Source organism: Candidatus Chloroploca sp. Khr17 (assembly GCF_004138165.1).
Taxonomy (GTDB): Bacteria; Chloroflexota; Chloroflexia; order Chloroflexales; family Chloroflexaceae; genus Chloroploca.
In genome coordinates this window covers 1-25,140 of the sequence record NZ_RYFF01000067.1, presented here as the reverse complement: position 1 = coordinate 25,140, position 25,140 = coordinate 1, and the positions used below count along the sequence as shown (strand labels likewise).

25 protein-coding genes and 1 pseudogene are annotated in these 25,140 nt (G+C 63.8%); 12 read left to right on the top strand and 14 right to left on the bottom strand.

The genetic code is table 11. From position 1 onward, the window contains the following. Window positions 1–69 precede the first annotated feature (69 nt). The 7 genes from EKD05_RS22890 to EKD05_RS27040 form a co-directional block, all read right to left on the bottom strand. Window positions 70–3,105: a histidine kinase gene (locus EKD05_RS22890; protein WP_129677537.1), complete on the bottom strand. Its 3,036-nt coding sequence runs from the start codon at window positions 3,103–3,105 to the stop codon at window positions 70–72. Window positions 3,106–3,156: 51 nt separating this feature from the next. Further along, window positions 3,157–4,383: a S41 family peptidase gene (locus tag EKD05_RS22885; protein WP_129677535.1), complete on the bottom strand. Its 1,227-nt coding sequence runs from the start codon at window positions 4,381–4,383 to the stop codon at window positions 3,157–3,159. After that, complete coding sequence (locus EKD05_RS22880; protein ID WP_129677533.1) at window positions 4,380–4,616, bottom strand: hypothetical protein; 237 nt, start codon at window positions 4,614–4,616, stop codon at window positions 4,380–4,382. Before EKD05_RS22880 ends, EKD05_RS22885 begins: the two co-directional genes overlap by 4 nt. Window positions 4,617–4,754: 138 nt before the next feature. After that, on the bottom strand, window positions 4,755–5,378 hold the full coding sequence (locus EKD05_RS22875; protein ID WP_129677531.1) for a hypothetical protein: 624 nt from the start codon (window positions 5,376–5,378) through the stop codon (window positions 4,755–4,757). Between the two features lie 718 nt (window positions 5,379–6,096). Further along, window positions 6,097–6,222: a hypothetical protein gene (locus EKD05_RS27045; RefSeq protein ID WP_255427265.1), complete on the bottom strand. Its 126-nt coding sequence runs from the start codon at window positions 6,220–6,222 to the stop codon at window positions 6,097–6,099. Between the two features lie 142 nt (window positions 6,223–6,364). Beyond that, window positions 6,365–7,042, bottom strand: a complete 678-nt coding sequence (locus EKD05_RS22870) for a hypothetical protein (protein ID WP_129677529.1) — start codon at window positions 7,040–7,042, stop codon at window positions 6,365–6,367. A 589-nt stretch (window positions 7,043–7,631) separates the two neighbouring features. Then, on the bottom strand, window positions 7,632–7,757 hold the full coding sequence (locus tag EKD05_RS27040) for a hypothetical protein (RefSeq protein WP_255427264.1): 126 nt from the start codon (window positions 7,755–7,757) through the stop codon (window positions 7,632–7,634). Window positions 7,758–7,766: 9 nt separating this feature from the next. Here EKD05_RS27040 and EKD05_RS22860 point away from each other — a divergent pair, with 9 nt between their 5' ends. The 3 genes from EKD05_RS22860 to EKD05_RS22850 all read left to right on the top strand — a co-directional run bounded on the left by EKD05_RS22860 (window position 7,767) and on the right by EKD05_RS22850 (window position 9,569). Next, window positions 7,767–8,255 (top strand): ABC transporter substrate-binding protein, encoded by a 489-nt coding sequence (locus EKD05_RS22860; protein ID WP_240695902.1) that lies wholly within the window; start codon window positions 7,767–7,769, stop codon window positions 8,253–8,255. A gap of 1 nt (window position 8,256) precedes the next feature. Continuing rightward, window positions 8,257–8,646 (top strand): acyl-CoA thioesterase, encoded by a 390-nt coding sequence (locus tag EKD05_RS22855; RefSeq protein ID WP_129677525.1) that lies wholly within the window; start codon window positions 8,257–8,259, stop codon window positions 8,644–8,646. Window positions 8,647–8,765: 119 nt separating this feature from the next. Beyond that, window positions 8,766–9,569 carry a helical backbone metal receptor gene (locus EKD05_RS22850; RefSeq protein ID WP_129677523.1) on the top strand — a complete coding sequence of 268 codons (804 nt, stop codon included), beginning with the start codon at window positions 8,766–8,768 and terminating at the stop codon, window positions 9,567–9,569. A 262-nt stretch (window positions 9,570–9,831) separates the two neighbouring features. On the opposite strand, the gene EKD05_RS22845 is transcribed toward EKD05_RS22850, so the two are convergent. Next, complete coding sequence (locus EKD05_RS22845) at window positions 9,832–10,626, bottom strand: DUF4058 family protein (RefSeq protein WP_129677541.1); 795 nt, start codon at window positions 10,624–10,626, stop codon at window positions 9,832–9,834. Window positions 10,627–10,692: 66 nt separating this feature from the next. Between EKD05_RS22845 and EKD05_RS22840 the strand changes: the two genes are divergently transcribed. From EKD05_RS22840 to EKD05_RS22805, 8 genes and pseudogenes are all read left to right on the top strand, one after another. After that, window positions 10,693–11,322 carry a type I restriction-modification enzyme R subunit C-terminal domain-containing protein gene (locus EKD05_RS22840; RefSeq protein WP_129677521.1) on the top strand — a complete coding sequence of 210 codons (630 nt, stop codon included), beginning with the start codon at window positions 10,693–10,695 and terminating at the stop codon, window positions 11,320–11,322. Between the two features lie 272 nt (window positions 11,323–11,594). Beyond that, window positions 11,595–12,710, top strand: coding sequence for a GGDEF domain-containing protein (locus EKD05_RS22835; RefSeq protein ID WP_129677519.1), 1,116 nt, complete (start codon window positions 11,595–11,597; stop codon window positions 12,708–12,710). After that, window positions 12,707–13,045 (top strand): ABC transporter substrate-binding protein, encoded by a 339-nt coding sequence (locus tag EKD05_RS22830; RefSeq protein WP_129677517.1) that lies wholly within the window; start codon window positions 12,707–12,709, stop codon window positions 13,043–13,045. Before EKD05_RS22835 ends, EKD05_RS22830 begins: the two co-directional genes overlap by 4 nt. Further along, the gene (locus EKD05_RS26550) at window positions 13,042–13,536 is read left to right on the top strand and encodes an iron chelate uptake ABC transporter family permease subunit (protein WP_240695901.1); all 495 of its coding nucleotides are present in this window, start codon (window positions 13,042–13,044) and stop codon (window positions 13,534–13,536) included. The genes EKD05_RS22830 and EKD05_RS26550 overlap by 4 nt, the downstream gene beginning before the upstream one ends. Continuing rightward, the gene (locus EKD05_RS26545) at window positions 13,425–13,874 is read left to right on the top strand and encodes an iron chelate uptake ABC transporter family permease subunit (RefSeq protein ID WP_205704056.1); all 450 of its coding nucleotides are present in this window, start codon (window positions 13,425–13,427) and stop codon (window positions 13,872–13,874) included. The genes EKD05_RS26550 and EKD05_RS26545 overlap by 112 nt, the downstream gene beginning before the upstream one ends. A 30-nt stretch (window positions 13,875–13,904) precedes the next feature. After that, window positions 13,905–15,794: an SWIM zinc finger domain-containing protein gene (locus EKD05_RS22820; protein WP_129677515.1), complete on the top strand. Its 1,890-nt coding sequence runs from the start codon at window positions 13,905–13,907 to the stop codon at window positions 15,792–15,794. 12 nt (window positions 15,795–15,806) lie between these two features. Next, entirely contained in the window at window positions 15,807–16,094 is a 288-nt protein-coding gene (locus EKD05_RS22815; RefSeq protein WP_129677513.1) for a hypothetical protein, read from the top strand. Between the two features lie 660 nt (window positions 16,095–16,754). Beyond that, window positions 16,755–17,291: pseudogene (locus tag EKD05_RS22805) on the top strand (PDDEXK nuclease domain-containing protein); the annotation flags it as partial. Between the two features lie 35 nt (window positions 17,292–17,326). On the opposite strand, the gene EKD05_RS22800 reads toward EKD05_RS22805, so the two are convergent. The 6 genes from EKD05_RS22800 to EKD05_RS22775 are packed head-to-tail and all read right to left on the bottom strand — an operon-like array spanning window position 17,327 to window position 23,083. Continuing rightward, complete coding sequence (locus EKD05_RS22800) at window positions 17,327–20,161, bottom strand: LuxR C-terminal-related transcriptional regulator (RefSeq protein WP_205704054.1); 2,835 nt, start codon at window positions 20,159–20,161, stop codon at window positions 17,327–17,329. 9 nt (window positions 20,162–20,170) lie between these two features. Continuing rightward, the gene (locus tag EKD05_RS22795; RefSeq protein WP_129677511.1) at window positions 20,171–20,986 is read right to left on the bottom strand and encodes a CPBP family intramembrane glutamic endopeptidase; all 816 of its coding nucleotides are present in this window, start codon (window positions 20,984–20,986) and stop codon (window positions 20,171–20,173) included. Between the two features lie 20 nt (window positions 20,987–21,006). After that, the gene (locus EKD05_RS22790) at window positions 21,007–21,186 is read right to left on the bottom strand and encodes a hypothetical protein (protein ID WP_129677509.1); all 180 of its coding nucleotides are present in this window, start codon (window positions 21,184–21,186) and stop codon (window positions 21,007–21,009) included. A 34-nt stretch (window positions 21,187–21,220) separates the two neighbouring features. Next, window positions 21,221–21,976: a DUF4386 domain-containing protein gene (locus EKD05_RS22785; protein WP_129677507.1), complete on the bottom strand. Its 756-nt coding sequence runs from the start codon at window positions 21,974–21,976 to the stop codon at window positions 21,221–21,223. A gap of 21 nt (window positions 21,977–21,997) precedes the next feature. Continuing rightward, window positions 21,998–22,294: a hypothetical protein gene (locus EKD05_RS22780; RefSeq protein WP_129677505.1), complete on the bottom strand. Its 297-nt coding sequence runs from the start codon at window positions 22,292–22,294 to the stop codon at window positions 21,998–22,000. A 51-nt stretch (window positions 22,295–22,345) separates the two neighbouring features. After that, a complete protein-coding gene (locus EKD05_RS22775; RefSeq protein WP_129677503.1) occupies window positions 22,346–23,083 on the bottom strand; it encodes a DUF4386 domain-containing protein in 738 nt (245 codons plus the stop codon). A 429-nt stretch (window positions 23,084–23,512) separates the two neighbouring features. Here EKD05_RS22775 and EKD05_RS22770 point away from each other — a divergent pair. Continuing rightward, a partial coding sequence (locus EKD05_RS22770; protein WP_370374934.1) for an AAA family ATPase occupies window positions 23,513–25,140 on the top strand: 1,628 nt, incomplete at its 3' end.

The window sequence follows — 25,140 nt, the reverse complement described above, 5'->3', positions numbered from 1 at the left end:
GCCGACCAGGATGACGGAGGCCGTACCGGGGTTTCCGTGTCAAGCGTTTCGGCGGCGGGAGCTGGCTGTTCAGGGCTGTGGGTAGTCATCACAACGATCCTCTCGTACCGCCCTGCATGCAACGGGTTTTTGGGAGCATGGTGTCCAAAGGTAGTCTAGCACATAGGGCAGATCGATCGCCGCGTCCAGGCGCAGCGTCTGGCTGGCCAGGGTCGGCCCCAGCTCGTCGTGCAGGTCGCGCCGGATGCGCCGACGTTCTTCCTCGCGGGCCAGCACGAGGGCCTCGCGCGCCCGTTGGAGATCCGCGGTGAGCCGCACCGAGGCGGCCACCGCGCCGCTCTGGTTGGCGATGTCGGCCAGTAGGCGCCGCTCATCCGGGGCGAACCCCTCGCCCGGCGAGCGCGGGGCGACCGCCAGCCAGCCTACCAGCTCACCACGGAACTGCATCGGCCACTCCGCCGTGGTCGGCGCGGGCCGCCCGCTGGTGGCGACCACCTGCCGCTCGCCGTCGCCGCGCTGAATGCTGATCGCGACGTAGGGAAGCTTCAGCGTCTGGCAGATCGTTTCGGCGGTCGCCGGCAGGATCTGCTCGGGCAGCACCGACTGCTGCAGCTGCCGGCCCAGCTGCGAGAGCACCGCATAGGGCTCGTCACGCTCGCCGAACATCAGCCGGTTCACCCCCTTCTGCAGCCGCTCGCGCAGCGGCTGGGCCAGCAGCGCGACCACGCCCGTCGCCAGCACGGCGCTGAGGAAGCTCTGCTGCATGTGGAAGACGACGCTCAGCCCGCTGACGATCAGCGCGTAGCACGCGACGATCGCCGCGCTCAGCCCGCCGTAGACTAGCGTGCGGTTGATAATCCGGTCGATGTCGTAGAGCCGGTAGCGGAAGAGCGTCGCACCGACCACCAGCGGGTAAGCGACCTGCAGGCTCATCGCGACCGGCAGGTACCAGACGCTCTGGAAGATCTCCGGGCGCCAGAGCACCCCGGGTAGCTCGAAGATCAGGATCTGGACTCCGATCGCGACCACGAAGTAGTAGCTCAGCCACTTGAGCTGCTGCTGCTCCACGCCGGTCGCGCGCCACAGCCTGGTGACGATCGCAGCACCGCCGAGCATCACCCCGCTCAGCAGCAGCAGGATGTTCGCCTGAGCGAAGAAGGTGCTCCACCAGGGCGGCAACCAGTCCACCCCGAGCGGGTTGGCGTAGCGGTCCGGCATCCCTGGCTCAAGCAGCTCAGGCGCCACGGCCTTCCCCGCCACCGTGAGGGCGATCAAACCCAGCAGGACGCGGGTGAGGGTGCGCCAGGCCGGGCTCAGGTCGCGCCCGTCGGGGAACCAGAGCGGGATGAGGATGTAGACTGCGAGGCCGTAGAGGTTGAACAGGACGAAATGGATCCAGGTGAGCGGCGCAAGCCCCAGCGGTGGGATAATACCGGCACCGGCGCACAGGACAAACGCGCCGCTGAAGTAGGTCGCCAGGGGGCTCGCTGCGAGAAACAGCCAACCGATCCGGCTGGCTGGCTGGGCGCGCACGATCAGAAAGCCGATCCCGGCGTAGGCGAGCGCGACCAGCCACCCGGAGTAGCTTTGCGCGTCGAGCACGGGGCCACAGCCGGCGAGGTGTAGCCAGCCGAAGCCGAACAGCGAAACGCCCGACGTGGTGAGTAGCAGCGTCCATGCCAGCCACGCCCGTCGGGATCCGCCCGCTACCGGTCGTGGGTGGTCGTTCGTTTCCACCGGTAGCGAGCGCTGCGGCACTGGCACCACCCGATCCACGCCGGCGCGAATGCGCCGGTGGAGCGGGCGGATCAGCACTGCCGAGGCGGCCGTGGCCAGCAGCAGGCTGAGCAACCCTCCGCGCCGATCCAGGCTCAGCGATGCGGTACCGGCGACGATCAGCAGATAGAGCATGGTGATCGCCAGCGTCAGGCCAGCGTGCGCCAGGGTCCGGTTGATGAGCAGGTCGATGTCGTAGAGGCGGTACTGCAGGATTGCCGCGGCGATTGCGAGCGGCAGCGCGGCCTGGAGCAGGCGCACCACCGGGTAGATGACGGTGGCGAAGAGCAGGCTTGCGCTGTAGGAGTCGCCGTCGAGCGCTCGCCCCGCCGCCATGTGGAGCGCGAGCCCCAGCCCCGCCGCCACGGCGCCAGCCACGACCCAGCGCGTCTGCTGGCGCTCGACCGGCCCCGAGACGCGCTGGAAGCGGTAGATCTGCGCGCCGATCCCGGCGGCGAGAACGAGGCAGATCAGGGTCAACTCGACGGTCGGCAGCATCCGCCACGGGAAGAGCTCGGGCGTGATCATACTGGCGGCCGCCATCCAGGCCACCGTCCCCGTGAGCAGGACAAGCGAGGCGCGGGGCGCCGGGCGTCCGTCGGGGAACAGGAGCAGGAACGCGAGCAGGCAGACGAACGCCACGCCGAACCAGCGGTCGAGGAGCGGCACCCAGCGCGGCGCCAGGCCGTAGAGCGCCTGCACCGGCGACGAGAGGCCGCCCACGAAGACGACCACCAGCGTCGCGGCGCTCAGCAGCGCCGCCAGGTCGTCCGAGCGGTGCCGGACGATCAGCACGGCAATCGTGGTGACGAGCAGCGCGACCGCGACGTCGATGGCCAACTGCACCTTTGGCGGCGCGCCCGCCGGGATGGCCAGCGGCGCAAGCGGCTGCAGCTGCGGCCCGCCGGCGATCAGGGTCACCGGCCGGGGCTCGGCCAGGCCCGTGCGGACGACAAGCTCGATCGGCGCGCCAAGCGGGACGTCGACGAGGTCGGGCGGTGGTGCTTCCGGCGCACGGGATACCGGAACGCCGTTCACCGCCAGCAGGCGATCGCCGCTGAGCACGCCTGCGGCGGCGACATCCCCACCGTTCCAGGGGTGCAGCACAACCTCGCCGGTAGCATCGCGCACGATGTCGGCGGCGAGCGGCGGGGTATAGGCATACGGAGCCGTAAGCTGGACGGCGATCCCAGCGGCGAAGAGGAGCAGCGCGCAGCCTGTCAGCAGCAGCAAGGTGAGGCGCGCCAGCGCAAGCGGGACGCCACGCAGCTGCCGTGTCCGGGTGCCGGACACGATGCGCGGGGTGGTCTCCCTGTCGGCAAAAGTCATGGTATCGCCGCCTGTGATAGGTAATCTGCACGGTAGCTATAGTATAAGCTATTAGCGGCTGCAAGACGGCCTTGTCGCCAGCCAGGCCAGGGCTGCGCTGATCACCGGGTCGTCGTCGGCGCCAAAGCGCAGCCAGTCGGTCGCCACCAGCTCGTCGGGCGCGATCGGCCCGTCGTAGAGCGCGCCGCCGCGATTGTAGGAGCGCGCGCCGCTGACGAACAGCTCGGCGCCGTCGCTCAGCGGCGTGTGATCGACCAGCAGCGGCAGGCCGTAGGTCGGCTCGCCGAAGAGGCGGGTGTCGGGGCGGCCGATGAACGCCACCAGCGCCGTCTCCGCGCCCTGCGTGGTGGCGGGGCTGATCAGGAGCGCGAGCGGCCGCGCCGGGACCACGGCGAGCGTCCCTTCCACCGTACTCTCGTCGCGGCGCTGGCCGTCCCAGCGCACTTCGCCGTCACGGTAGCTCCAGGGCGTGTGCCGCCCGTCTCGGTCGACGAAGCCGCCAAGCTCGCCGGGGCCAAGGATCGGGCCTGCGGCGGCCAGGAAGCTCCACATGTTACCGCCGGTGTTGCGCCGCAGGTCGATGATCCAGCCGCAAGCGGAGCCCTCGCCGGCGGCGCGGATGGCCGCCTGCGCCCGCGTCGGGTACTGGGCCGAGCCCCAATCCCACGGGAGATCGAGATAGCCGACTGTTGCGTTGCCGACGGCGATGGGCCGCCCCTGTGGGCGCCCCTCGTAGCCAATTTCTGCGGCCTCGAGGGTGATTTCGCGTGGGTTGGCCTCGCCGGGGCGCTGCACCCGCAGCTGGACGATGGGTCGCCAGCTCAGGTTGGTGCGCGCCGCGATATACTCCGCGTGGGGCACGCCGTTGACATGGGTGATCTGGTCGCCGAGCCGCAGGCCGGCCCGCTCGGCCGGGCCGCCGGGCGCCAGGAAGACGATAGTGCCGTCGCGCTTGAGCTCGTTGTAGCCGTGGGTGAGCTGGCTGGCGCCCAGATTGCCGGGGTCGAGTAGGAAGGCGTTGTCGTCCCCTGCGGCGTTGAGCGCCGCGAGCACGTGGCGGATGGCCGGGTAGGTGTCGGCGGCGGTGGCTGGTTGGGGCGCCAATGCTATGGCCTCAGCGCGCAGCGCGGGCCAGTCGGCGACCCGGTCGTGGAGCACGGCGTGGGCCTCAATCCAGTCCAGCGCGTTGCGCAGGTAGTCGGCCGGTGGTTGTGGTGGGCTGGCGCACGCGGCAAGCGCCACGGCGCAGAGGATGGAGAGCACGTGGAGGAGCTTCATGGCAGCCTCGCCGGTAGCGCGAGCGGGGATGGGGCGAGCGGCGCGTGGCTTGGGACGGGTGCAGCACGCTCGGCGATGGCCAGCGGCGCGAGCAACGGGTGCGGCGAGGTGCGCAGCGCCGGGATTGAACTGGGGGGTGTCAACGTGCCGAGCACCAGGCTCAGGACGAGGAGCAGTGCCAGCAACGCGGCGCTGATGAGCGGCGGAGCGATCGCGGAGCGGTTCTCGAGCATTGGTACCTCCTGTCCACTTACTCTGCAGGCGTGAGGTCTCGTTGTATGTACAAATGTGGAGGGGGGTGTGAGCCAAGCATAGCACACCCCCACCCCCCTGTGACGATGAAGCCCTCTCGGAGCCGGGTGATCAGGCTGCTAGACACGCTCCGCTCGCACCTGCGTCGCGCTCAGGGCGCCGGGCTCGCCGCGCAGCAGCGCCAGCCCCACCGGCGCGAAGCCGGCCAGCATCAGCAGCCCGTAGAGCGGGTAGGTGACGCTGTAGGCAACCTCGCGGACCTGGGCCAGCAGAAAGCTGACGGTGCTGACAATCAGCGCCCCCGCCGCCCAAGCCGGGATGGCGCGGGCCTGGAGCAGGCCGACCGCGCAGATGGCCGGCGTCAGCGCCCCGAACAGGCCGAGCAGGCCATAGGCGTTGAACGCGGGTACCACACTGGGTGCAGCAAAGATCTGCGCCTGGCTCTCGAACAGCCCCAGTTCCACCATCATCAGGCCGGCCATACGCATCGTGTAGGCCGCGACGCCGACGGCGTTAAGAAAGCCGATCACGGCCACGACCGCGCCGTAGACCGGCTTGCTGCGCCCGATCGTCATCGCCACACCCTGGTACATCGCCACAGTGAAAGTCCAGGCGTACATGCCCACCACCGCCTCCCAGGCCAGGTTGCCCGCCAGGTAGAGCAGCGCGCTCAGCACCTGGAGCGCCGGGGCCAGCAGACAGGCCAGGCCGAGCAGCCGCCGCATGATCGTCTCGTAGGTCATCGTCATCCCTCCGTGTGTTGGTACCGTATGCCGTGTGGGATAAGCATAGCATCCACGCTTCCCGACTCGTATAGGGGCCTGCACCCATCGCGGCCGGGAAGTTGGTGTGCTACGCTGGTGCTCGCACACCGATGCTCAGAGCCGAGCCGCGCACGAAACCCGGCCACTGGGTAGCCGCGCATGTTCAAGGAGGCCCCGCGTGATCAGCGACAAGCCGATGTGTGATCGCTCGGATCTCACGCCCGTCTGGCTCACCGTCGCTCTCGCCGCGAGCGGGGCGCTGGGGCGCGGGGCCGTGGTCTTCCAGCAATGAATCCGGTCTAGCCCACGAAGGCGGGCTTCGCTTCCCCTCGCCGAGGGCTTATGGTCTTCCAGCAATGAATCCGGTCTAGCCCACGAAGGTGGGCTTCGCTTCCCCTAGCCGAGGGCTTCAGCCCCACGGCATCAGGCGCAGAGCGGATTATTTCCTGAAAGACCATCAGCCCCACGGCATCGGGCGGATAGCGGATCATGTACTGCAAAACCATCAGCCCCACGGCATCAGGCGCAGAGCGGATCATGTACTGTAACACCATGAGTAGTCTGTAACCTAATTTTCCGATCTTCCTGGGTACGCGGGCGTCCCGCCCGCTTCGCGAGCACCAACGGGCGGGACGCCCGCGCACCCAGGGCGCGAAGGATCAGCAAACTTCGTTGACAGACTAATGAGGGCGTGCGGTTAGGCGGGTTCCGTACTGTCATCGGGCAGGAAAATCGAGAGCAGCAACGAGACGACACTGACCACGAGCGCACCGAAGAGCGCCGGCCAGAAGCCGCCTACGTGAAGCCGATGTTGAAGAGCCACGGTAGCGCGCCTGGCCGGGCACCCTACCGGCGCCGAGGAACAGCTTGATTTGCTCCTCGCTGCCCCGTCGTGGCCCACATCCAGGCCCACGCACGTGCAGCGAGACTCGCCTGCCCCGCCGCGAACAGGAGGAGCAGGGCGTTCAGGCCCCGGTGCCAACAGTCGACCAGAAGGTGAGCTGTTGGTGAAGATTGGCCAGGTCGGTCTGAGTCGACGTGAGCTGCTCCCTCGTCGCCCCTAGAGATGACCGCGACTCTGTGAGACGCTCGGCCAACCGCTGGCTTAACGCCAGCAGGCGCGAGCCATCACTGCTCGCGATATCGGCCCGCAAATCGTCGGCCCACGCCCCCGCCTCGGCGATGCGCTGACTGATCGTCGCCAGATCATCTTCGGCGATGGGCAGGCTGACGAAGGGTAGTGTGTTGAGCTGGGTCACGGCCGCGTTGAAGCCTTCCAGCCCTGTGTGCAGCCCCTCCGCCGTGGTGGAGAGCCGTTCAAGGCTCGGCAGGAGCTCATCGCCGAGGGCACGTTGGAGGCGTTCGGCCTCTGGCCCTGCAGCCTCGCCGTTGCGCAGGCTCCCCACCGCAGCCTGAAAGGCGACCACGTTCTGCTCGGCCTCGGCAAGCCCGTCGTCGAGGTCGTCAACAACTTGTCCGGCCAGCCCGACCAACCTGGACACCAGATCGATCGCCGCGAGAGAGGCCTCATCCACAGAGGCCTTGGCGAACCAGGATCCGATGATGCCAGACACACAGAGCAGGAGGGTGAGCACGGCCAGGACAAAGATCACTCCGCTGCCAATTTTCTTGAGCACTACCACAGTTTCATCCTTCGTTAACGAGGTTGGCTCCCACCGCACTTCCTGAGGCCTTAGACAAGGTTCGTAACCGAGTTACGCTTGTCGACGCTGCCCGCGGCGGGGGCGGCGGGGGCATCCGGCCCCCGCAAGGCAAGGGTAGATGGGGAGGGCTCTGCTCTCCACGCCTCTCCCAAAACGGTAACGTAAAAAGCCGCGCAGCGAAGCCATGGCTTCGTGCAAATGTAGCGAGATCGGCTGTTTCTGTATGAGACAGTGCTTCAAAGTCTAACGATGGGCTGGGGTGACCGCATCGCAAAAACTACGTAAATCGGCCTGCCAGAAGTAGCGGTTTGCACTAAGCAGTTCAGGCAAGCGGACTTCACGTTCTGATGGCAATTCCTGCCATGCATAAATGACGATGCCGCCGCGGGGGGTCGGGTGTTATAGTCAGTCCAACACTTCCTGATGAGCACCGCCAAAGAGTAGTTCGCCGAGCCCCGGGCAGTGTAGGACGATCCCGAACGGCGGCGCACGCTGGCGACGGTTTATAGCCTCTTTGCTTTTGTGACGATGCCTTTTCTGGGGTCATCGTTGCGATGCAAGCTAGGATCTACGTGAAGTCCTCGAGCAACAGCGCCCGGTTGATCATGCTGGCAGCAACCATGCCTGCGCTGGCAGCGACGATCGCCTGCTGCATCAGCGTTGTGGCATCGCCGGCGGCATAGACCCCTGGCACGCCGACGTGATGGTCATTGCCGAGGCGCTCGGGTTCCCCGAGCGCGGTCGGGTGTTGAACGACCAGTTGCGGGCGCGCATGGAACGTGTCGAAGATCGCGTCGCCGGAGCGCCGCGCCCCGGTGTCGTGGCGTTGGAGTGGCTCGATCCGCCATGTTCGGCGGGAGATTGGACGCCGGCATTTGTTCGCCGTGCCGGAGGGCACGAGCTTTTGGGCCGTGAGGATCGGCCATCCTTTGTGTTAAACTGGCAGCAGATTGGTGCTGCCCAGCCTGATGTGCTGTTGCTGATGCCATGGGGCTATTCGACCGAGTCTGCCCGACGCACATGGTTCAGTTTGAAGCGCCCCGCATGGTGGAATGCGCTCCCTGCGGTGCGTAACGGTCGTGTGCATATCCTTGATGCTCGCGCTGCGAGCCTGCGGCCAGCGCCGCGCGTTGTCGATCTGGTCGAGCAGGTGGCCCGCCTGTTGCACCCGCACTGTTTTAGGAGGTCATAGTATGGCGAAACCAAATCGCGCCGAGACACGGATGGTCTTTCCGATCTTTCCTGCCGATACTAATCATTACGGGACACTCTTTGGAGGGCAGGCGGTCGCCTGGATCGATCAGGCCGCTTTTATCTGTGCGACGCGCTGGTGCCGCCGTAAGGTGGTGACGGTTCATTTCGGGGAGGTGAGCTTTCACCACGCCGTGCGCCAGGGTTCGATCATCGAGTTGGTGGCGCGTCTTGTCCGTACTGGGGAGAGTTCGATGCATATTGCGGTTGAGTTGTGGTGGGAGCCAATGGATCATGACGAGCGGGTGCTGGCGTGTCAGGCCGAGTGTGTGCTGGTGGCCCTCGGCGATGACGACCGGCCCGTGGCGGTACCGCCACTCTTGCCTGACTGATGGTTTTCGAGCCAAGACTTCGCGGCTTCGCGGCTTCGCGTGAGCTTCTTTGCACAGTATTGGGTCTTACCCATCTCGCGTAGAGATGATGGACGGAAAGACCATCCGCTGAGGTATTGATGATCATCCTGGATGCCCTTGAGCGCCGGCTTGCGTTGGCCGGCTCACCACAGCGGATCGTTTCGCTGGTGCCAAGTCTCACCGAGTGGCTCTTTACCGTTGGAGCCGGGGCGCGCGTCGTTGGCGTGACTGACTATTGTATCGAGCCAGCGGCGGCCCTGGTCGGGCTGCCGCGGCTGCGCGGCACCAAGAACCCCGACCGTAGCGCGATCGTGGCGCTGAGCCCCGACCTGGTGCTTGCCGACCAGGAGGAGAACCGCGAGTGCGATGTGCTGGCCCTCGCCGCCGCCGGGATCAATGTCTACGTGACCGCGATGCGCAGCGTCGCCGATGTGCCAGCGCAACTCGCCGCTCTGGCAACGGTGCTGGGGGTTGGTGCCCAGGCCGCACCGGGATTGGAGGCGCTGCGCACCGCGATCCGGGCTGCCGAACAGCACCCCAGGCGACGCCCGCGCAAAATGCTCGCCTTCATCTGGCGCGACCCCTGGATGGCCGTCGGTGCCGAAACCTACGCGGGCGACCTGCTCCGGCTCTGCGGTGCTGAAAACCTCGCACTGCAACTGCCCGGGCGCTACCCGCGTGCCGCACTCGCCGCTTTTCTGGCCCTTCAGCCCGAGGTGATCCTGCTACCGAGCGAGCCTTACCCCTTTACCGAGCGTGATCGGGAGCCGTTTGCGCCCTTTGGGGACGTGCCCGCCGTGCGCAACGGGCGGATCATGCGCTGTGATGGCATGGCGTTGACCTGGCCTGGGGCACGGACGGTTGAGGCGCTGCAGAGCTTCACCGCGCTGATGGAGCATTGATTACGAAAATAGGGCGTAAAGCCCAGCAGCTTCAGCGCTGGGATATGAGCCCTTCACGCGCTTGAGCGGCTAGGGCGATTGCATCTTCCGTGCAGCCTGGAGCAGCGCGGCAGTACGCGCCATATACGCCGGGCCTGCGGCCGTGCGCCTCGGCTGGCGCGTGCCTCGGCCTGACCCCTGCCCCCTAAACCCCTGACCCCTGCCCCCTGCCCCCTAAACCCCTGACCCCTGACCCCTAACCCCTGACCCCTAACCCCTGACCCTAAGCCCGTAGTCCTTGCTCGCGCAGGTGTGCATCAAGCCAGACCGCAGCTTCTGGGGCAAGCTCGGGCGGGGGCGGGGCGGCGCGGTAGTCGATCTGCAGATCGTAGCGGGCGTTGCGGTAGACCTGTTGCAGCACCTGAGTCAGTGGTAACGGCACATCGGGATCGGGATGGCGCAGGGGCACCGGCACGGTTGGGAGGGAACCCTGAAGCGGGCACGACCAGATCGCGATCTCGGGCCAGCGTTCGGCACGGCTGAGGAAGACGAAGTACGGGGCAGTGGGGAGAACGGTGGAAGGCGCAAGTTGTGGGCGTCTGCCGCCGCGCAGCAGATCAATTTCGAGCAGATGCACACCACTTTGAAACAATTCCTGGCGCTTCTGCTCATAGGCGTCGGCCCCATCCGCACCAGGGCGCTTATTGACGGGTGAAAGCAGTTCAATGGCTGTGACCAGCGTATCATCGTGTACGGTGCGGATCTCGATGCGCGCATAACGGGTGGGGATCTGCACCAGCGCTGTGCCGGTCAACGATGGGGCGGTAATGGCCGTTGCCAATGGACTGACGCCGGCAAGGTCGCGCTCATACACGCCCACATCAGGCACGATTGCGCGGCGCGACGTTGCAATGTCAATCTGCTCTAGGGCGATATACGGAGTGATCCGGGCGACATAGCCCGGTGCGATCTGCGCCTGGATCGCGTCACAGCTCGTGGTGATCAGCCGGGTATGCACATCCGGCCACAGGCCAGGCTGTTCGAGATAGGGATCCATGCCAGGAAACGGGAGTTCCATCATCTACCTCCGGTTCGCCAGTTCGTTAGCGCCATGATAGCACGACGACGGCAAATCTGAGGTGTTGTGGATGCGGTCGGCGTTACCGAGGGCAAGAAGAATGCGTCGCAGCCGCTGGAGCGCAATCATCATGTGAGCTTCGCCAAGCTGATCGACCAGGTGGCCCAGGACCGGCGCGACGACGACGGGCTTTCTCGTCTTGCTGGCCGACTGGCGATGCTCGACCGTAAACTCGACGACGACGACCGCGTCCGTGTCGCCCAGCAGACCGGTGGCCCGCCCTTGTGCGACTTGGCGCATGCCCTGCTCGATGCCCTCGACCCCGACAAGCACGAGGCGCTTGCCAAGGCTCAGTACGGCCCCGCGTTCCGCGAAGCAGAACGTGACGCTGTGGCCGAGCAACTAGCCGGCATCGCGTGCGCGCGGTTCGACGATGCCAAGCTGCGCCAGCTATTGAAGGACATCAAGCAGAAGTCCGATATCGTTTTGGTACGCTTCGCGCTCGGGCTTGACCAGATCCTGGAGCCGTTCAGCGCCAAGGTCGAGCAACGCTTCAACCTCTGGATCGGGCGCGAAAAGAACCAGGGCCGCGAGTACACCCCCGCGCAGATCGAATGGCTGCGCGCCATTGCCAGTTACATCGCCGCCAACGCCGAAATCGGCCCGCGTGACCTGATCTGTCGGTGGCACGGCTGATGCGGAGCGTTCAGCATGAAAACCCTCCTTCGATGATTTGCAACAGGCACTGGTGGCGTAGAGGACTCAGAAACAGGCATTACCGAGTGAATGCGCGATAGGGCGGGGATTGGCGGCTAATTGTTACATACCCTTGTGAGGCCGATCCAGGGCCGATTCAGGTGTATAATCGTGGCATACCACAGGTACGGCCGTCTCGGTGGCAGAAGCGCCGTCTACTTCTTTATGTTGGTTTGCAGTGAACGAAAGAGCAATACTGGAGTAGTTTGAGGATGGTGAAAGAAATAGCAATTCGAATAAAGGAGATCGTCTTATTGCGATCTAAACCGACCAGCAGGCAAATTCGAATGCTGGAGTGGTTGCAGGGATTTATTATTGTTCTATTAATTTTGACTTTAATACTGGTTTTTACTACAAGTTATGAAAATGTAGATCGGGGTAATAACTATGAAGGATTGATTATATTCTTGATATTGATCATGTCATTCAATTATAGATTTAATCAAAAAGGAAAGTACTACTTGTCGGCTCTATCGACGATCGCGATCACAATCCTGGCTTCATGGTTCCCACTGATATTTGATCCCAATGTAATACAGGGTGATGTTGTTCCGTTGACGTATGTCACAATATCCATTCTGTTATCCAGTTTGCTATTACCGCCAGCAATTACTATTGCAGTGGCAGCGTTTCAGTGGCTTGGGTTAGTGTTCGTGTCAATATATGTATCTTCAATGGCTTCAGTAAATTGGGCTAGTTTTTTGGTATATATATTTATGTCGTCAGTGCTTGGTATTCTGGCGAATATTATTCAACAGCGAGATATGGCTCACATAGATTATCAATCCGAGCAATTAAAATTGCGAGAATTTGAATTGCAAGAGCGATCTGTTCGTGATCACCTGACAGGCTTATATAATCGGCGATATTTGGATGAGACACTGATACGAGAAATTAAACAAGCAGAGAGTCAAAGGAGTTCAATTGGGATAATTATGCTGGATATTGATCATTTCAAGCAATTTAACGATGAGCTTGGCCACTCGGCTGGTGATACGGTATTGATGGCATTAGGTGATCATTTGAGCAAATGTGTGCGCGAATATGATATTGCTTGCCGATATGGAGGTGAAGAATTTGTGCTGGTTTTGCCAAGGACAGAGTTGGAAGTAACAAAAAAAAGAGCAGAATATGTGAGACAAACGACATCAAATCTAGAAGTTAAATATAATGCGAAAAGATTAAAACCGATCACGATTTCGCTAGGAGTTGCAGCATATCCGCATCATGGGATGAATAGTGGTGAAATTTTGAGATCAGTAGATAGTGCGTTGTTAGCTGCAAAGGAGTATGGGAGGAATAGAGTAGAAGTCGCACAAAAGACTTGAAAAAATCAGTCCAGACCAACCCGCTCACAAGGGCAGGGCCTTCGCACAGTCCAGAAACCGTCTTTGCACGTGATCCCCAGGTGATCCTCGGGCCAGACAGTCATGGCGAGTTCCTCACCGTTGCCGCCATCAGCGAACGACCTGGTTGGGCCGACCTGCAGGCGGTGCGCGATGGGCGGGTCTACACGCTTGATGGCGACATTCTCTCGCGGCCCGGCCCGCGCCTCGCCGATGCGGTCGAGTTGCTGGCGGCAACCCTCTACCCCGAGCTATTCGGTGAGGGCGTGCCTACCGGGGGATGGTCGCCCTTGCACGCTACGCGGTGTCATCTGTGAACCAGGCAGCGACGACACCGGCATCGGCTTTGGCCCAACGCATCACGACGTCGCGGCTCGGCGTTGGCGCATTGCTGAGTGGGCTGTCCCTGCTGTTGTTGCTCTCGGTGACGCTGGCCGTGATGATTGGTCCGGTGCCCCTCGCACCGGACCTGGTCTGGCGCGTCGCCCTCCACGAGCTTGCGCCGGGGCTCGTCACGCCTGATTGGGAAGCGTTTCAGCGTAACATCATCTGGGAACTTCGTTTTCCGCGGGTGTTGCTCGGCGGCCTGGTTGGGGCGGGCCTGGCAGTGATCGGCGCAACGATGCAGGCCCTTGTACGCAATCCACTCGCCGACCCGTACCTGCTCGGTGTTTCGTCAAGAGTGTCATCTTCTGGATGCTCGGTGGGTTGGGTGGGGCCCGTTGGGACTATCTGGGCATGCTGGCGCTTGCGCTGGCGCTCGGCACGCTCTATCTCACCGTGCAGGCGCGTTCGCTCAACGCGCTGAGTGTTGGCGAAGAGACGGCGGCGACGCTCGGAGTTGACACGAGCCGCTTTCGCCAGCAGATCTTCGCGCTCTGCGCCCTGCTGACCGGGACGCTGGTCACGGTGAGTGGCGGGATTGGTTTCGTGGGGTTGATGCTGCCGCCTTACCGGCTTTCGCCCACGAGGTTGCATCAAGCCGTTGTTTCTCGTACAATACGAACAGATGTGTACAGGCACGCTCCCGGACGCCGTAGCGCACCGGCTGGCATGTCACCAACTGAGCCTTCGGGGTTCCGGCAGGCAGTCCTCTGCCGGGTCAAAGGTTCAAGGGTCGTGCGTCCATTACGGTTGGGTAGATGACAACTACCACCTTAGTACAGGAGGACAGAGATGACGAGCAGCGATGCGCGCATCGCGCTCTCGCAGTTCCGCGCATGGGCCGGCGAGGTAGTCTTCAAGCGCGGGCAGGACTACGAGCTGCGGGGGCGAGTGCGCGAGCTTGCCGCCACCCCCGAGGGCGGGCTCGTCGCGTGGGTGCATGGCAGCGAGCGCTACGCGACCCGGGTGAACCTGCGTGCGGATCAGCTGGCTGTGGACTGCACCTGCCCCTACAGCGGCACCTGCAAGCACGCCATCGCCGTAGCCCTGGCCTACCTCAACCGCCCCGATCAGGCGTCGCCCTTACCCATCGCCCTGGCGAGCGACCCTCGCCTGGTGCTGCTCGAGCGCCAGGCGGCCACCACGGTAGCGCTGGCCGCGCAGCCCGCGCAGCCTGACGCAGGGCCAGCCCAGGAGTCGACCCTCCACGCCTTTCTCGCCGCCTATACCCAGGCCGAGCTGGTCGCGCTGCTGCTCGACCTCGCGCAGCGCTTCCCTGAGGTGCGCGATGCCCTTGCGGTGCGCCAGATGCTGGCGAACGACGACGCAGACCAGCTCGAGGCCGAGGTGCTGGGTCGGATCGTCGCCGCCAGCGCTGATCCTGGCTGGCGCAACCGCTGGGATGGAGACGGGTACGAGCCCGACTACGGCCCCGTCTACGATGGCCTCAAGCTCCTGCTCAACCAGGGCCATGCCGACGCGGTTCTGAGCCTCGGCGAGCACCTGCTGGAGGCCGGGATCAACCAGGTGGAGCAGAGCCGCGACGAGGGCGAGACGGCAGCGGCGGTTGCCATGTGCCTGGATGTCGTCTTTGCGGCGCTGCCGGCCTCATCGCTCGAGCCTGACGAGCAGCTCACCTGGGCGATCGATGCGCTGCTGCGTGACGACTATGGTCTCTGCGACGGTGCGCGGGACGTGCTCGACGAGCCGTATCCGCCGGATGCCTGGAGCACGGTGGCCGATGCGCTGCTCGACCGCCTGGAAGAGCTCCCGGCGTCGAACGGCGACTTCCATCGTGAGTACCAGCGGCGAAGGCTGGCCGACTTCGCGATCCTGGCGTTCGAGCGGGCCGGGCGCGAAGCGGAGATCATCCCGCTCTGCGAGCGCGAGGCACGCACGGGGGGCAGCTACCAGCGGGTTGTCGAGCAGCTGCTGGCCGCCGGGCGTAGCGCCGAGGCCGAGCAGTGGGCGCGCACCGGCATCGCGGCGACGGCACGCCAGTACCCGGGCATCGCCAGCGCCCTGCGCGAGGTGCTGCGCAACCTGCGTGAAGAGGCGGGCGACTGGGCGATGGCGGCCGCGCTGCGCGCAGAGGTCTTCTTCGACGGTCCTGCCCTCCCGTCGCTACGGGCGCTCGAGGCGGCCGCCGAGCGAGCAGGAGTTGGCCCGGAGGTGCGTGCAGCGGCGCGGCACTACCTGGAGACCGGCCATCCACCGCAGCCGAAGGCACGCAGCGTCGGCGGCGCCGTCATCCCGCCCTGGCCCCTCCCCGAGACCGGCATCGCGCCCGCCGAGCGGCGCCACCCGCTCCAGTTCCCCCAGCTAGGGCTGCTGATCGAGCTGGCGATCAGCGAGGGGCGTCCCGACGAGGTGCTGCGCTGGTACGATCAGCGCGAGCAGGCCCGCTACGCCGCGATCAACGCCGACATCGTGGCCGACGCGATAGCGCGGGCCTACCCTGAGCGGGCGGCGGCGATCTGGCAGGGGCTGGCCGAGGCGCGCATCGCGCAGACTAGCCCGGCGGCATACGAGGAGGCGGCGCTCTTCCTGCGCAAGCTGCGGCGCGTCTGGGTAGCACAGGGGAAGGCCGCGGCGTGGCGGGGTTTGGTCGAGCAGCTGCGGGCGACGAACAAGCGTAAGCGGCGACTAGTCGAGACGCTGGACGCGCTGCTGCGCGAGTAAGGGTGAAATGCGATGAGTCTTCTGTTGTTGATGCTCCTGATCTTTGTGGTTGTACTAGCACTGTTGTTAGGGTTGGGCATTGGCGTCGCCTTGCTGCTTCACTGGTTGCTGCCGGCGGTCGGGCTGGAGATAGCCCTGCTGGTGGCAGTGCTCGCCGTGGGGCAGGCGATGCTGATCTTCGGGCGCGTGCTGAGCGCCTTACCGCCGGCACTCGCCGAGGTGGAGAGCGAGCGCGAGCCGCCGCTTGTCATCCTTGACCGCGAGGTTACGTTACCGCGCCGACGCGGGAAGCGGACGTAGCGGGAGTCCACAATGCGCGAGTACCCGAACCACATGATAACGTAGAGCGTAGGTGTAGAACGGGATCTGCTCAACAGCAGCATTCTGCGGGCTGAGGCACCATCATCGTTGATCTGGAGCGACAGGGCACGAACGCGCTGCTCAACGATCGCGAGGCTGAGACCGTCGCCGCCTGGCTCAAGGAGCATCCAATCGTTCGTATCATCGCTCGTGATCGTGCCAGCGCCTATGCCGAAGGCACCAATCGTGCCTCAAGCTCAGGACCGGGTGGAATCCAGGACTCGCTGGAGACCGTCGAGGATCAGGTTCAAACCGAACGCGAAATCCGCTTCAACCTGCTGGCCTATGTAGTCTTCGGCCTCGTGCTGACGGTTCTGGCGCTGGCCCTCCACGATCATCTCGGGAGCACGTACACTATTTCATTCACGAAAACGACTATTCCTCGGAGGTACGTTCCCTGGCAAGAAGTCGCAGCATAACTCGCCACGCCGTGCTCCACTCCTTAGTTATAGCATATTTGTTCTTATGGTACTATATGCCTCACTGGCATGCCTGCCAGAGACACGCTTGCGACGTTGGAATCGAGAATATCATGAGCACCATCGAACCCATGCACGACACGGCGCTGCTGGGCGAGCTGAAACAGCGCATCCGTGCGGCTCGATAGCAAACCTGTGGCGGATGCGTCGTTTCTATGAAACGTATGCGAGGGATGAGAAACTCGCACCATTGGTGCGAGAAATTGGCTGGACGCATAACCTGGTCATCCTGGAGCCGTTCTTGCGCGAAATGGGCGGCAACTTCGCCTTTCTTGGGAGCCAGTATCGGCTTGAGATCGGCGAAACCGAGTACTTCATCGATCTCATGCTCTACCATCGCCGGCTCAAATGCCTGGTGGCGCTCGAGTTGAAGATTGGTGAGTTTCTGCCGGAGTATGTCGGCAAGATGCAATTCTATCTGGCTGCCCTCGATGATTTGGTGCGTCTGCCGGATGAGAACCCATCGATCGGCATTATCCTCTGCAAATCGAAAGACAAGACGATCGTCGAGTATGCGCTACGCGAGTCGAACAAAGCGATCGGCGTGGCGACCTACCGGATTGTCACGTCTTTGCCGACCGAATTGCAGGGGCAGCTCCCGGCGCCTGAGCAAGTTGCGAAACTGCTGGAGGGGGTGATGTACCGCGCCAGACGTTGAGCGATGAACCCTACCAGATAGGGCCAGGCGTGCGGTTATGCCCGCGACAGTAACCCCAGCACTCGGCCTCTCGCAACCGCCTGAGTGCGGTTCGTGACGCCAAGTTTCGCATAGATGTTGCGGGCGTGGACCTTGACCGTATGCACCGAGAGATACAGTCTGGCGGCGATGGTCTGATTGGACAGCCCTTCGGCGATGAGATGCAGCACTTCACGTTCGCGCTCGCTGAGCGGGTCAACCAGTGTGGCTTCGGGATCACTCAAGGGCAATGCGGTCGGCTGCTCGGGCTCGGCAGGCGGAAATGCGGCCAGCAGCCTTCGCACATACGTTGGCTCAAGCCCGTTGGCGAGGGCTTCAGGGAGCAGCCGTACCATCGGCGGCCCCTCGTCCACAAAGAGTTGGACGTAGCCCTCCGAACCCGCAAGGGTAAGCGCACGCTTCAGCGGCACGAGTGCCTGCGGGAAGTCGTCGCGGGCCGCGTGCGCGAGGGACTGGAGCACCAGGATCTCGATCACGCTGCCAGTCCTGGCACCGGCTTCCGCCGCCTGCAGGAGGCGCGCCAGGAGCGCCAGGGCATCGACCAGGGAGCGCGCGTCACGATCGCGTCTATAGACGACGATCCGTACCCTGGCCAGCATCAGATACTCGTACTCCCGCAGAAAGGTAAGCTGCTCCCCTTCGTCGAGACCGCGCTCACGAACCCAGGCAAGCGCATGGTCCAGACGCCCCTGCCGGAGGTACACCCGCGCGGTGACTGCCTCGAGGGGGCGGAGATCTGGCACTGGATTTCTGACATACCGGCGCCTGGCCTCGTCGAGCAGGTCAAGCGCAGCGTCCCATTCTTCGGCAGCCTCCTTGAGCCGGGCCTGCGCCATGTACCAGCGGTAGGCCCAGTCGACGAGCGCGGTCCGCGCTCCCAGCTGCCGACTCTGTTGCAGGTAATGCGCGGCGGCTTCCCGATCACCAAGCTCAAGGCACAGCAGCGCGTAGCTGATATCCAGATAGGCTGTGATCGGCCCCTGCTCCAATCCCAGCTGCTGTGCTTGTCGATACACACGGACCGCATCGCGGAGTCGGCCCTGAGTAACCCGAATCTCAATCAGGCCGAAGATGCCGACCAGGGCAAGCTCCAGGTTGCCTGCCTGGCGCATCTGCTCTACCCAGTCAGCAAACGCGCGGTAGGCTGCCTCCAGATCGCCGCTCGCCCAGGTGATCAGCCCGAGGAGTGCGGAGGTCTGCGCGCGCAGGATCGTGTGCGATTCCGGAGTACGGTTCAAAGCGAGCGCAGCGTACCGCGCGGCGGCCGCGAGATCGCCGCGCGTTTGGGCAGTGTATGCACGAGCAAATGGGATCATCGCTGGCAACGCCTGAAATTGCTCCCTGTCCACGACAACCATCTCATCAGATGAAGTTTGCGGCTGTGCGGCTGTAGCTCCCGTCTTCTCCAACCAGCGTTCACTATCGCGTAGGCGGGCCTCGCAACCGTCCAGGTCGCCGTTGTCCATCAGCGCCCAAGCATACTGGGTACTCAGCACCGGCCTGGCACGGATCACCGCATCCGGCAACTGCCGCACCCAGGCGAGCCACATGGCTGACTGGAAGCTGCGATCCATGCCCTGCCACGACTGCTCGGCCAGACGGGCGACCCGTGCGCTATCGTTGGCAGCAGCCGCGTGCTGGAAGGCTTCACGCTCCAGCCCCTGCTGCTCATACCAGACGCTCGCACGGATGTGGAGTTCGGCGACATCGCCCACTGCCTCCCCAGAGCGCGTCGCGTGGCCCTGATACAATTGCTGGCGCAGCACATCCGCAAAAAGTTGATGATAGCGGTACCAGTGCCGCTCGCTGTCCAGCGGGACGAGGAACAGGTTGGCATGCTCGAGATACTCAAGCGTCGCTTGCCCGGGTAAATCGGGATCGTGCAATACGGCATCACAGAGCGGCGCGCAGAGTCGCTCGAGGATCGCAGTCTGGAGCAAGAACCGTTGAATATGCTCCGGCAGACGCTGCACAACCTCTTCAGTCAGGTACTCCACGACGTAACGGTTGTCGCCAGCGAATGCCCGAACAAAGCCTGGAATGTCCTCTCGCTCCCGCATCGAGAGCGCTGCCAGTTGCAGCCCCGCAATCCAGCCTTCGGTTCGGCGCTCGAGCGCGCTCAGGTCCTCAGCGGCGAGGCTCAGGTGCATGATCTGGTTGAGAAACGTGGCCGCCTCAGACGGCGTAAACCGCATGTCGGCGACGCGCAGTTCGGACAGTTGATCACGGGCGCGCAGGCGGGCCAGCGGAAGCGGTGGATCCTCGCGGGTGGCGATGACCAGGTGCAGCTGTGGCGGCAGGTGCTCGACCAGAAAGGCGACCGTCTTGTGGATAGCGCTGGCATCCAGAACGTGGTGGTCGTCAAGTACGAGGATCGCCTGCTGCGGCAGCGTCGCGATCTCGTTGAGCAGGGTGAACAGCAAGGTTTCGATAGGCGGATGCGGCCGGGCCTGAAGCGCCCCCAGGACCTCAACGCCAATCGTTGGGACAGCCGTCTGCAGCGCAGCGACAAGATAGGTGAGGAAGAGCGTGGGATCGTTATCTGCACTGTCCAGCGTAAGCCATGCAACCGGTCGTGCGCAGTCGGCCAGCCACTGGCTGAGCAGCATGGTCTTCCCGAAGCCGGCAGGTGCAGAGAGCAGCGTGAGTTTGCGGTACAGCCCCTCGTTAAGCCGCGCGATCAGGCGTGCACGGGGAACCGCATTTGGCCGCGGTGGCGGGATAAACAGCTTCGTTGTGAGCACTGGCGTCAGCATGGTGCCATTATAGAACACATGCTGATCAGGATCGGCAGAAACGAGACCTGACGGATCGCGAAGAGCTAACTTCACTATAGAGCTTCAGACAACCTGCCGCTCACCGTGTGCCAGATTTCTTGGCTTGAAGACCACGACCACGATCACTGCCCAGATCATCACCAGCGTGCTGACCACGGCGGCAAGAATTCCGTTGCCCGCATCCGAGGCGCTCATGAAGTTAAAGCAGCCGTGCCAGACTGCCACAATCAGGATGCTGCCATCGGCGCTGTTATAGAGCCAGGTGAACACGATCGCGCCCGCATACAGGCCGATGGCCCATCCTACCGCAATCGCCGGGTCGAACAGGTAGAAGAACTGCGGCAGATGCCACAGCGCCCATAGGCCGGCCAGGAGCGACGTCGCCGTGAGGGCCGTGTGCTCCTTCTGCAGGCGGGGCAGCGCGAAACCGCGCCAGCCCGCCTCCTCGCCAATCCCGAACGTGAGGATCCAGAGCGCCAGCGCCACGATCCCGAGTGGCGGCAGGAAGCTCACGTCCCCCAGCGATGCGAGAGTCACCCCGGCGCCCATCATGCGATTCAGGATCACTACGACCACCAGCCCGATGAGCAGTGGCGAGAGTGCGGCGATCCACCAGATCGGGCCAACCCGCCAGCGGATCATGCGGCTACCAAGTTCACGCAACCCCACGCGCCCACGGCTGATCCCAGTTACCAGCAGGGCGGCGAGCAGTGGGCCAAACGCGACCAGGTAGTGCGTCCACGGCGGCAGGAAGGCCGGAATAAGCCCCTGCTTGCCCAAGGCCAGCGGGATGCCGATCGACCAGGAGATGGCATAGGCCAGGATAAAGTAGACGATCAGGTCCCGGCGGTCACGCGATGTGGTTGGCTCGTTCTGCATGGCAGGCTCCGTTAGACCAGCTACGGTGTATGCAGCGTATTGAGGCCGCCAAGCTGTGCGCTGAGGTCCCACAGGCGGCGCACTAATGCCTGATCATAGGTCGCGTGCGATGGAGGCACAGCACGGCACGTGACAACGTGCTTGCCGCTCATCCCCGCGACCTCGGGTGAGGTCGCCAGATTGCTCGCGGTCTCCGCCACTGTTCATTATTCCGTTGGGTGCGCCGCGCTCCGTTCAGGCAGGCGCCGGCGCGCGTTTGTTCCACTGCTCGATGTTCACGCCCTTCACGAGCAGCCACAGCGGAAAGGCGATCTCGGCGATGATAATCGGAAGGGCGAGCGCCGCCGGCGTTTCACTGTAGCCGGGCAGGAAGAGCCGTGCCACAACGTCGATGAAATAGCCACAGCCAGCAAGCAGAAACAGGCCGCCGAAGACTCTGGGGAAGTAGCCCGACCTGACGATCAGATACCCGACGAGAAAGACGTGGGGCACGAAAAAGGCGATGCCGATTGTGAAACCGATGCTGTGCACCTTCAGCAAGAGCGCGACTAGCGCGTGCAGTTGGTCGCCTGCGAAGACCGCCGGGCTAGCACCGAGCAGGAGTAGGACGGCGAAAGGGCTGAGCAGGTTGACACCATGAATTGCGGTCATGGTCAGCCGGAAGGCCGCCGCGATCAGAGCCAGTGTGTTGCTCACCGGCCGCAAGAGGATGTACAGCAGGATTACGAGGGCCACCTCGCAGAGCAGCGTGGCCAGCTCGCTGGCGATGCCGATGCGGAAGAGTGCACTGGAAGCGAGGATATTGTTCGCGGTGGCAGCCGCATCCCCAGGCACGACCAGCTGGGCCGGTACATAGCCCTGGGCAATACCCGCAAAGACGGCAATGGCGATGTACAGCAGTCCGGCAAAACGGGCCATAGCCTGTGGTGAGCGGTCATCGGTGTGCTGCTTCAGCTCGACACTCCCTAGCGTCGCAGTGTTGGATTCCATGGGTCTGCTCCTTTCAGAATGTCAGTTGCTCGTATGCTCCACCGCGATGACCACTTTTCCACAACTATCTGCCTGGCCGGGTTGGATGCGATTGACTGCGAGCAACGGCAGTCCGAGATCGCGCACTTTTCTGAGCAGTCCGTGCAACGCGGCCTGATCGATCACCGAGCCGGTGACCAGGGTATCGCCGTTGTCTGTCGGCGTGATAGCCATCCCGTCAAGCCAGTCGCTCCATTGTTGGCCCAGCCGGCCCTGGATCCTGATTTGATAGATCACCGGGCTCGCGGGATCGGCGGTTGGGTTGGGTTTGTGTGCCATGAGCCTGTACCTCGCACGGCCACATACCACGCGCTGCGCGCCCTGATCGCCCTATGCGCGTGAGATCGGCATTCCAGTTCGCTCGTTGCGCTCGCTGTTGGCAGGATCGGAACCGCTGACTGATAGGTTGAAGCCCTTCACGATCAGCCAGATCGGGAGGATGAGCTCAAAGATGCCGCCCGGCAGATTATGGATAAGCTGCAAATCTTGCCCAAAGATCTCTAGCACGGATCCGATCAGCAGCGCGGCGTAACCAATCAGGCCCAGGAGCGACAGCCATCGCGGGATGAGTCGTGATCGGTAGAGCACGTAACAGAATGGCAGACTCCCCAGACCCAGCGCGGCCATGGCGATGTGATACGCCGTCGTGCGTGCGTCCACAAGCAGTGCGCCCAGGGTACGGGCGGCCGTATCCGGCGCCCCGGCCTGGATCGTCGCCTGGCTGACGCCAATCAGCGCCAGGATCGCGATCCCCCCAACGACCAGGAAGACACACTCGAGGATTCTGGTGGCGACATAGCCCAGCGCGATCGGCTCACTCTGTCGCTTCACAATCGGAACGAGCAGTACGCCAATCCCGACAACCGCAGCAGCATCGACAAACTGCAGGAGTACCCCGCCGATCAGCTGGCTTTGGTTGGGATAGATATGCAGGAGATAGTCCGATCCGGTGAGCAGCGATTCGATCAGACCCGTGCCAGTCATATACGTGACCGTCGCGAGCAGGAACAACGCCCCCACGACGCGTGCGGTCCTGGTATGTGTATTCGGCTTCTGGGTGGTAGCCATCGTTGCGGCTCCTTGTTGATGACGCTACGATGAGTGACATCGATTACTTAGAGCATACTGGCTATGTGGACGCGTGTCATACCTCTTCCGAGCTATTCGGAGGATTATGCTGTACTATCCACTCCCTCCCCACAAGATCCCCACCACATCCCCATCTGTTCCTTTTGAAGGGAACAGACGCTCGGTGGAGACTCAGTGCAGCGCAAGGGAAAGATGCGAGACAGAGGAGGCAGAGCAGGGGAACGCAATCCGGGGAAGGCAACCAATCCACCGGCGCGCCGCTCGCCTGGGCCTCGGCGATGCAGAAGGAGATGACGCTGAGCGCCAGAATACCGTAGCCAAGCAACAGCCCCGGCCCGACGGTGTAGCCGAAGGCAGTGCGCTGCCAGAGGTGTACGCCGCCGCCGAGCAATTGCGTATAATAACACCATGCCGGAGTCACTCCTTGCGACAAAGCTCTTTCTCCCGTCGCCGCGGTCTGATGCCATTTACCGCGACCAGCTCATCGTGCGCCTGAACGCCGGCCTCGCGCGGAAACTGACACTCGTCTCGGCCCCGGCGGGCTTCGGGAAGACGACCCTCCTTAGCACATGGCTGTCCGGCTGCGATCGCCCGGTCGCGTGGCTGTCGCTCGATGAGGCCGATAGCGACCTCAGCCGTTTCCTGGCCTACCTCGTCGCCGCCTTACAGACGTGTGCGCCACAGCTTGGCGGAGAGATGCCGGCCCTGCTCGCCTCACAACAGCCGCCGCCGGCCGAGACACTGTTGACCAACCTGCTTAACGCGATCGCCGCGATCCCTCACGATCTTATCCTCGTCCTCGACGACTACCACACAATCGCGGCGGCTCCGGTTGACCAGGCGCTCACATTCCTGCTCGATCGCCTGCCGCCCCATCTGCACCTGGTGATCGCCACTCGCGAGGATCCGAACATCCCCCTGGCCCGCTACCGTGCCCGTCACGAGTTAAGCGAACTGCGCGCCGCCGATCTGCGCTTCACGCCCACCGAAGCCACCGAGTATCTCAACCGGGTGATGGGCCTGGATCTCGCCGACGACGCCATTGCCGTGCTCGATGCACGCACCGAAGGCTGGATCACCGGCCTGCACCTGGCCGCCCTCTCGCTCCAGGGGCAGCCCGACTCCGCCGAATTCATCGCCGCGTTCACCGGCAGCCATCAGTTCGTGCTCGATTATCTGGTGGAGGAGGTTTTGCAGCGCCAGCCTGAACCGATGCAGCACTTCTTGCTCCGTACGGCGATCCTCGATCGCATGTGCGGTTCTCTGTGCGATGCCGTACTGGATGAACCCGCCGGATCCGGGCAGACGATCCTGGAGGCTATCGAACACGCCAACCTCTTCATCGTGCCCCTCGATCGCGAGCGGCACTGGTACCGCTACCACCACCTGTTTCGCGATCTGCTCCGCAAGCGGCTGGGGCAGCGCCACCCGCCCGAGCCGGTCGCTGAGTATCAGATCCGCGCCAGCCGGTGGTTTGAAGAGCACGGCCTGCCGGCTGAGGCGTTTCACTATGCCGCCGCCGCCGACGATGTCGCGCGCGCCGAGCGGCTGATTGAGCACAAGGAGATGCCCCTCCACGTGCGCGGCAACGTGAACGCCATCCTCGACTGGCTATGGGCATTACCCACAACAGTGCTCGACGCCCGACCCTCGTTGTGGGTGAAGTCGGCCACCCTGGCCCTGGTTGCCGGCCGGACGAACGGCGTCGCAGCGCGGCTCCAGGCGGCTGAGCAAGCGTTACCGCCCGGCGAACCGGATGAGCCGACCCGCAACCTGATCGGGATCATCGCCGCCGCGCGAGCGACGCTGGCTGTGACCCAATACCAGGCCGAAACCACGATGGAGCCGCCACCGCTGCCGCCCGATGTGTGCCCAACGTGCCGTGGGGCCGGCTACATGGTCGCCGATGCGCCCTACGGCCATCCGCGCTTCGCCAAACTGATCCGCTGTGCCTGTACGCAGACCGAGCAGCAGCAGCGTCGTCAGGGCCGCCTGGAACAGCTCAGCAACCTCGCCGAGGTGCGCAGCCTGACCTT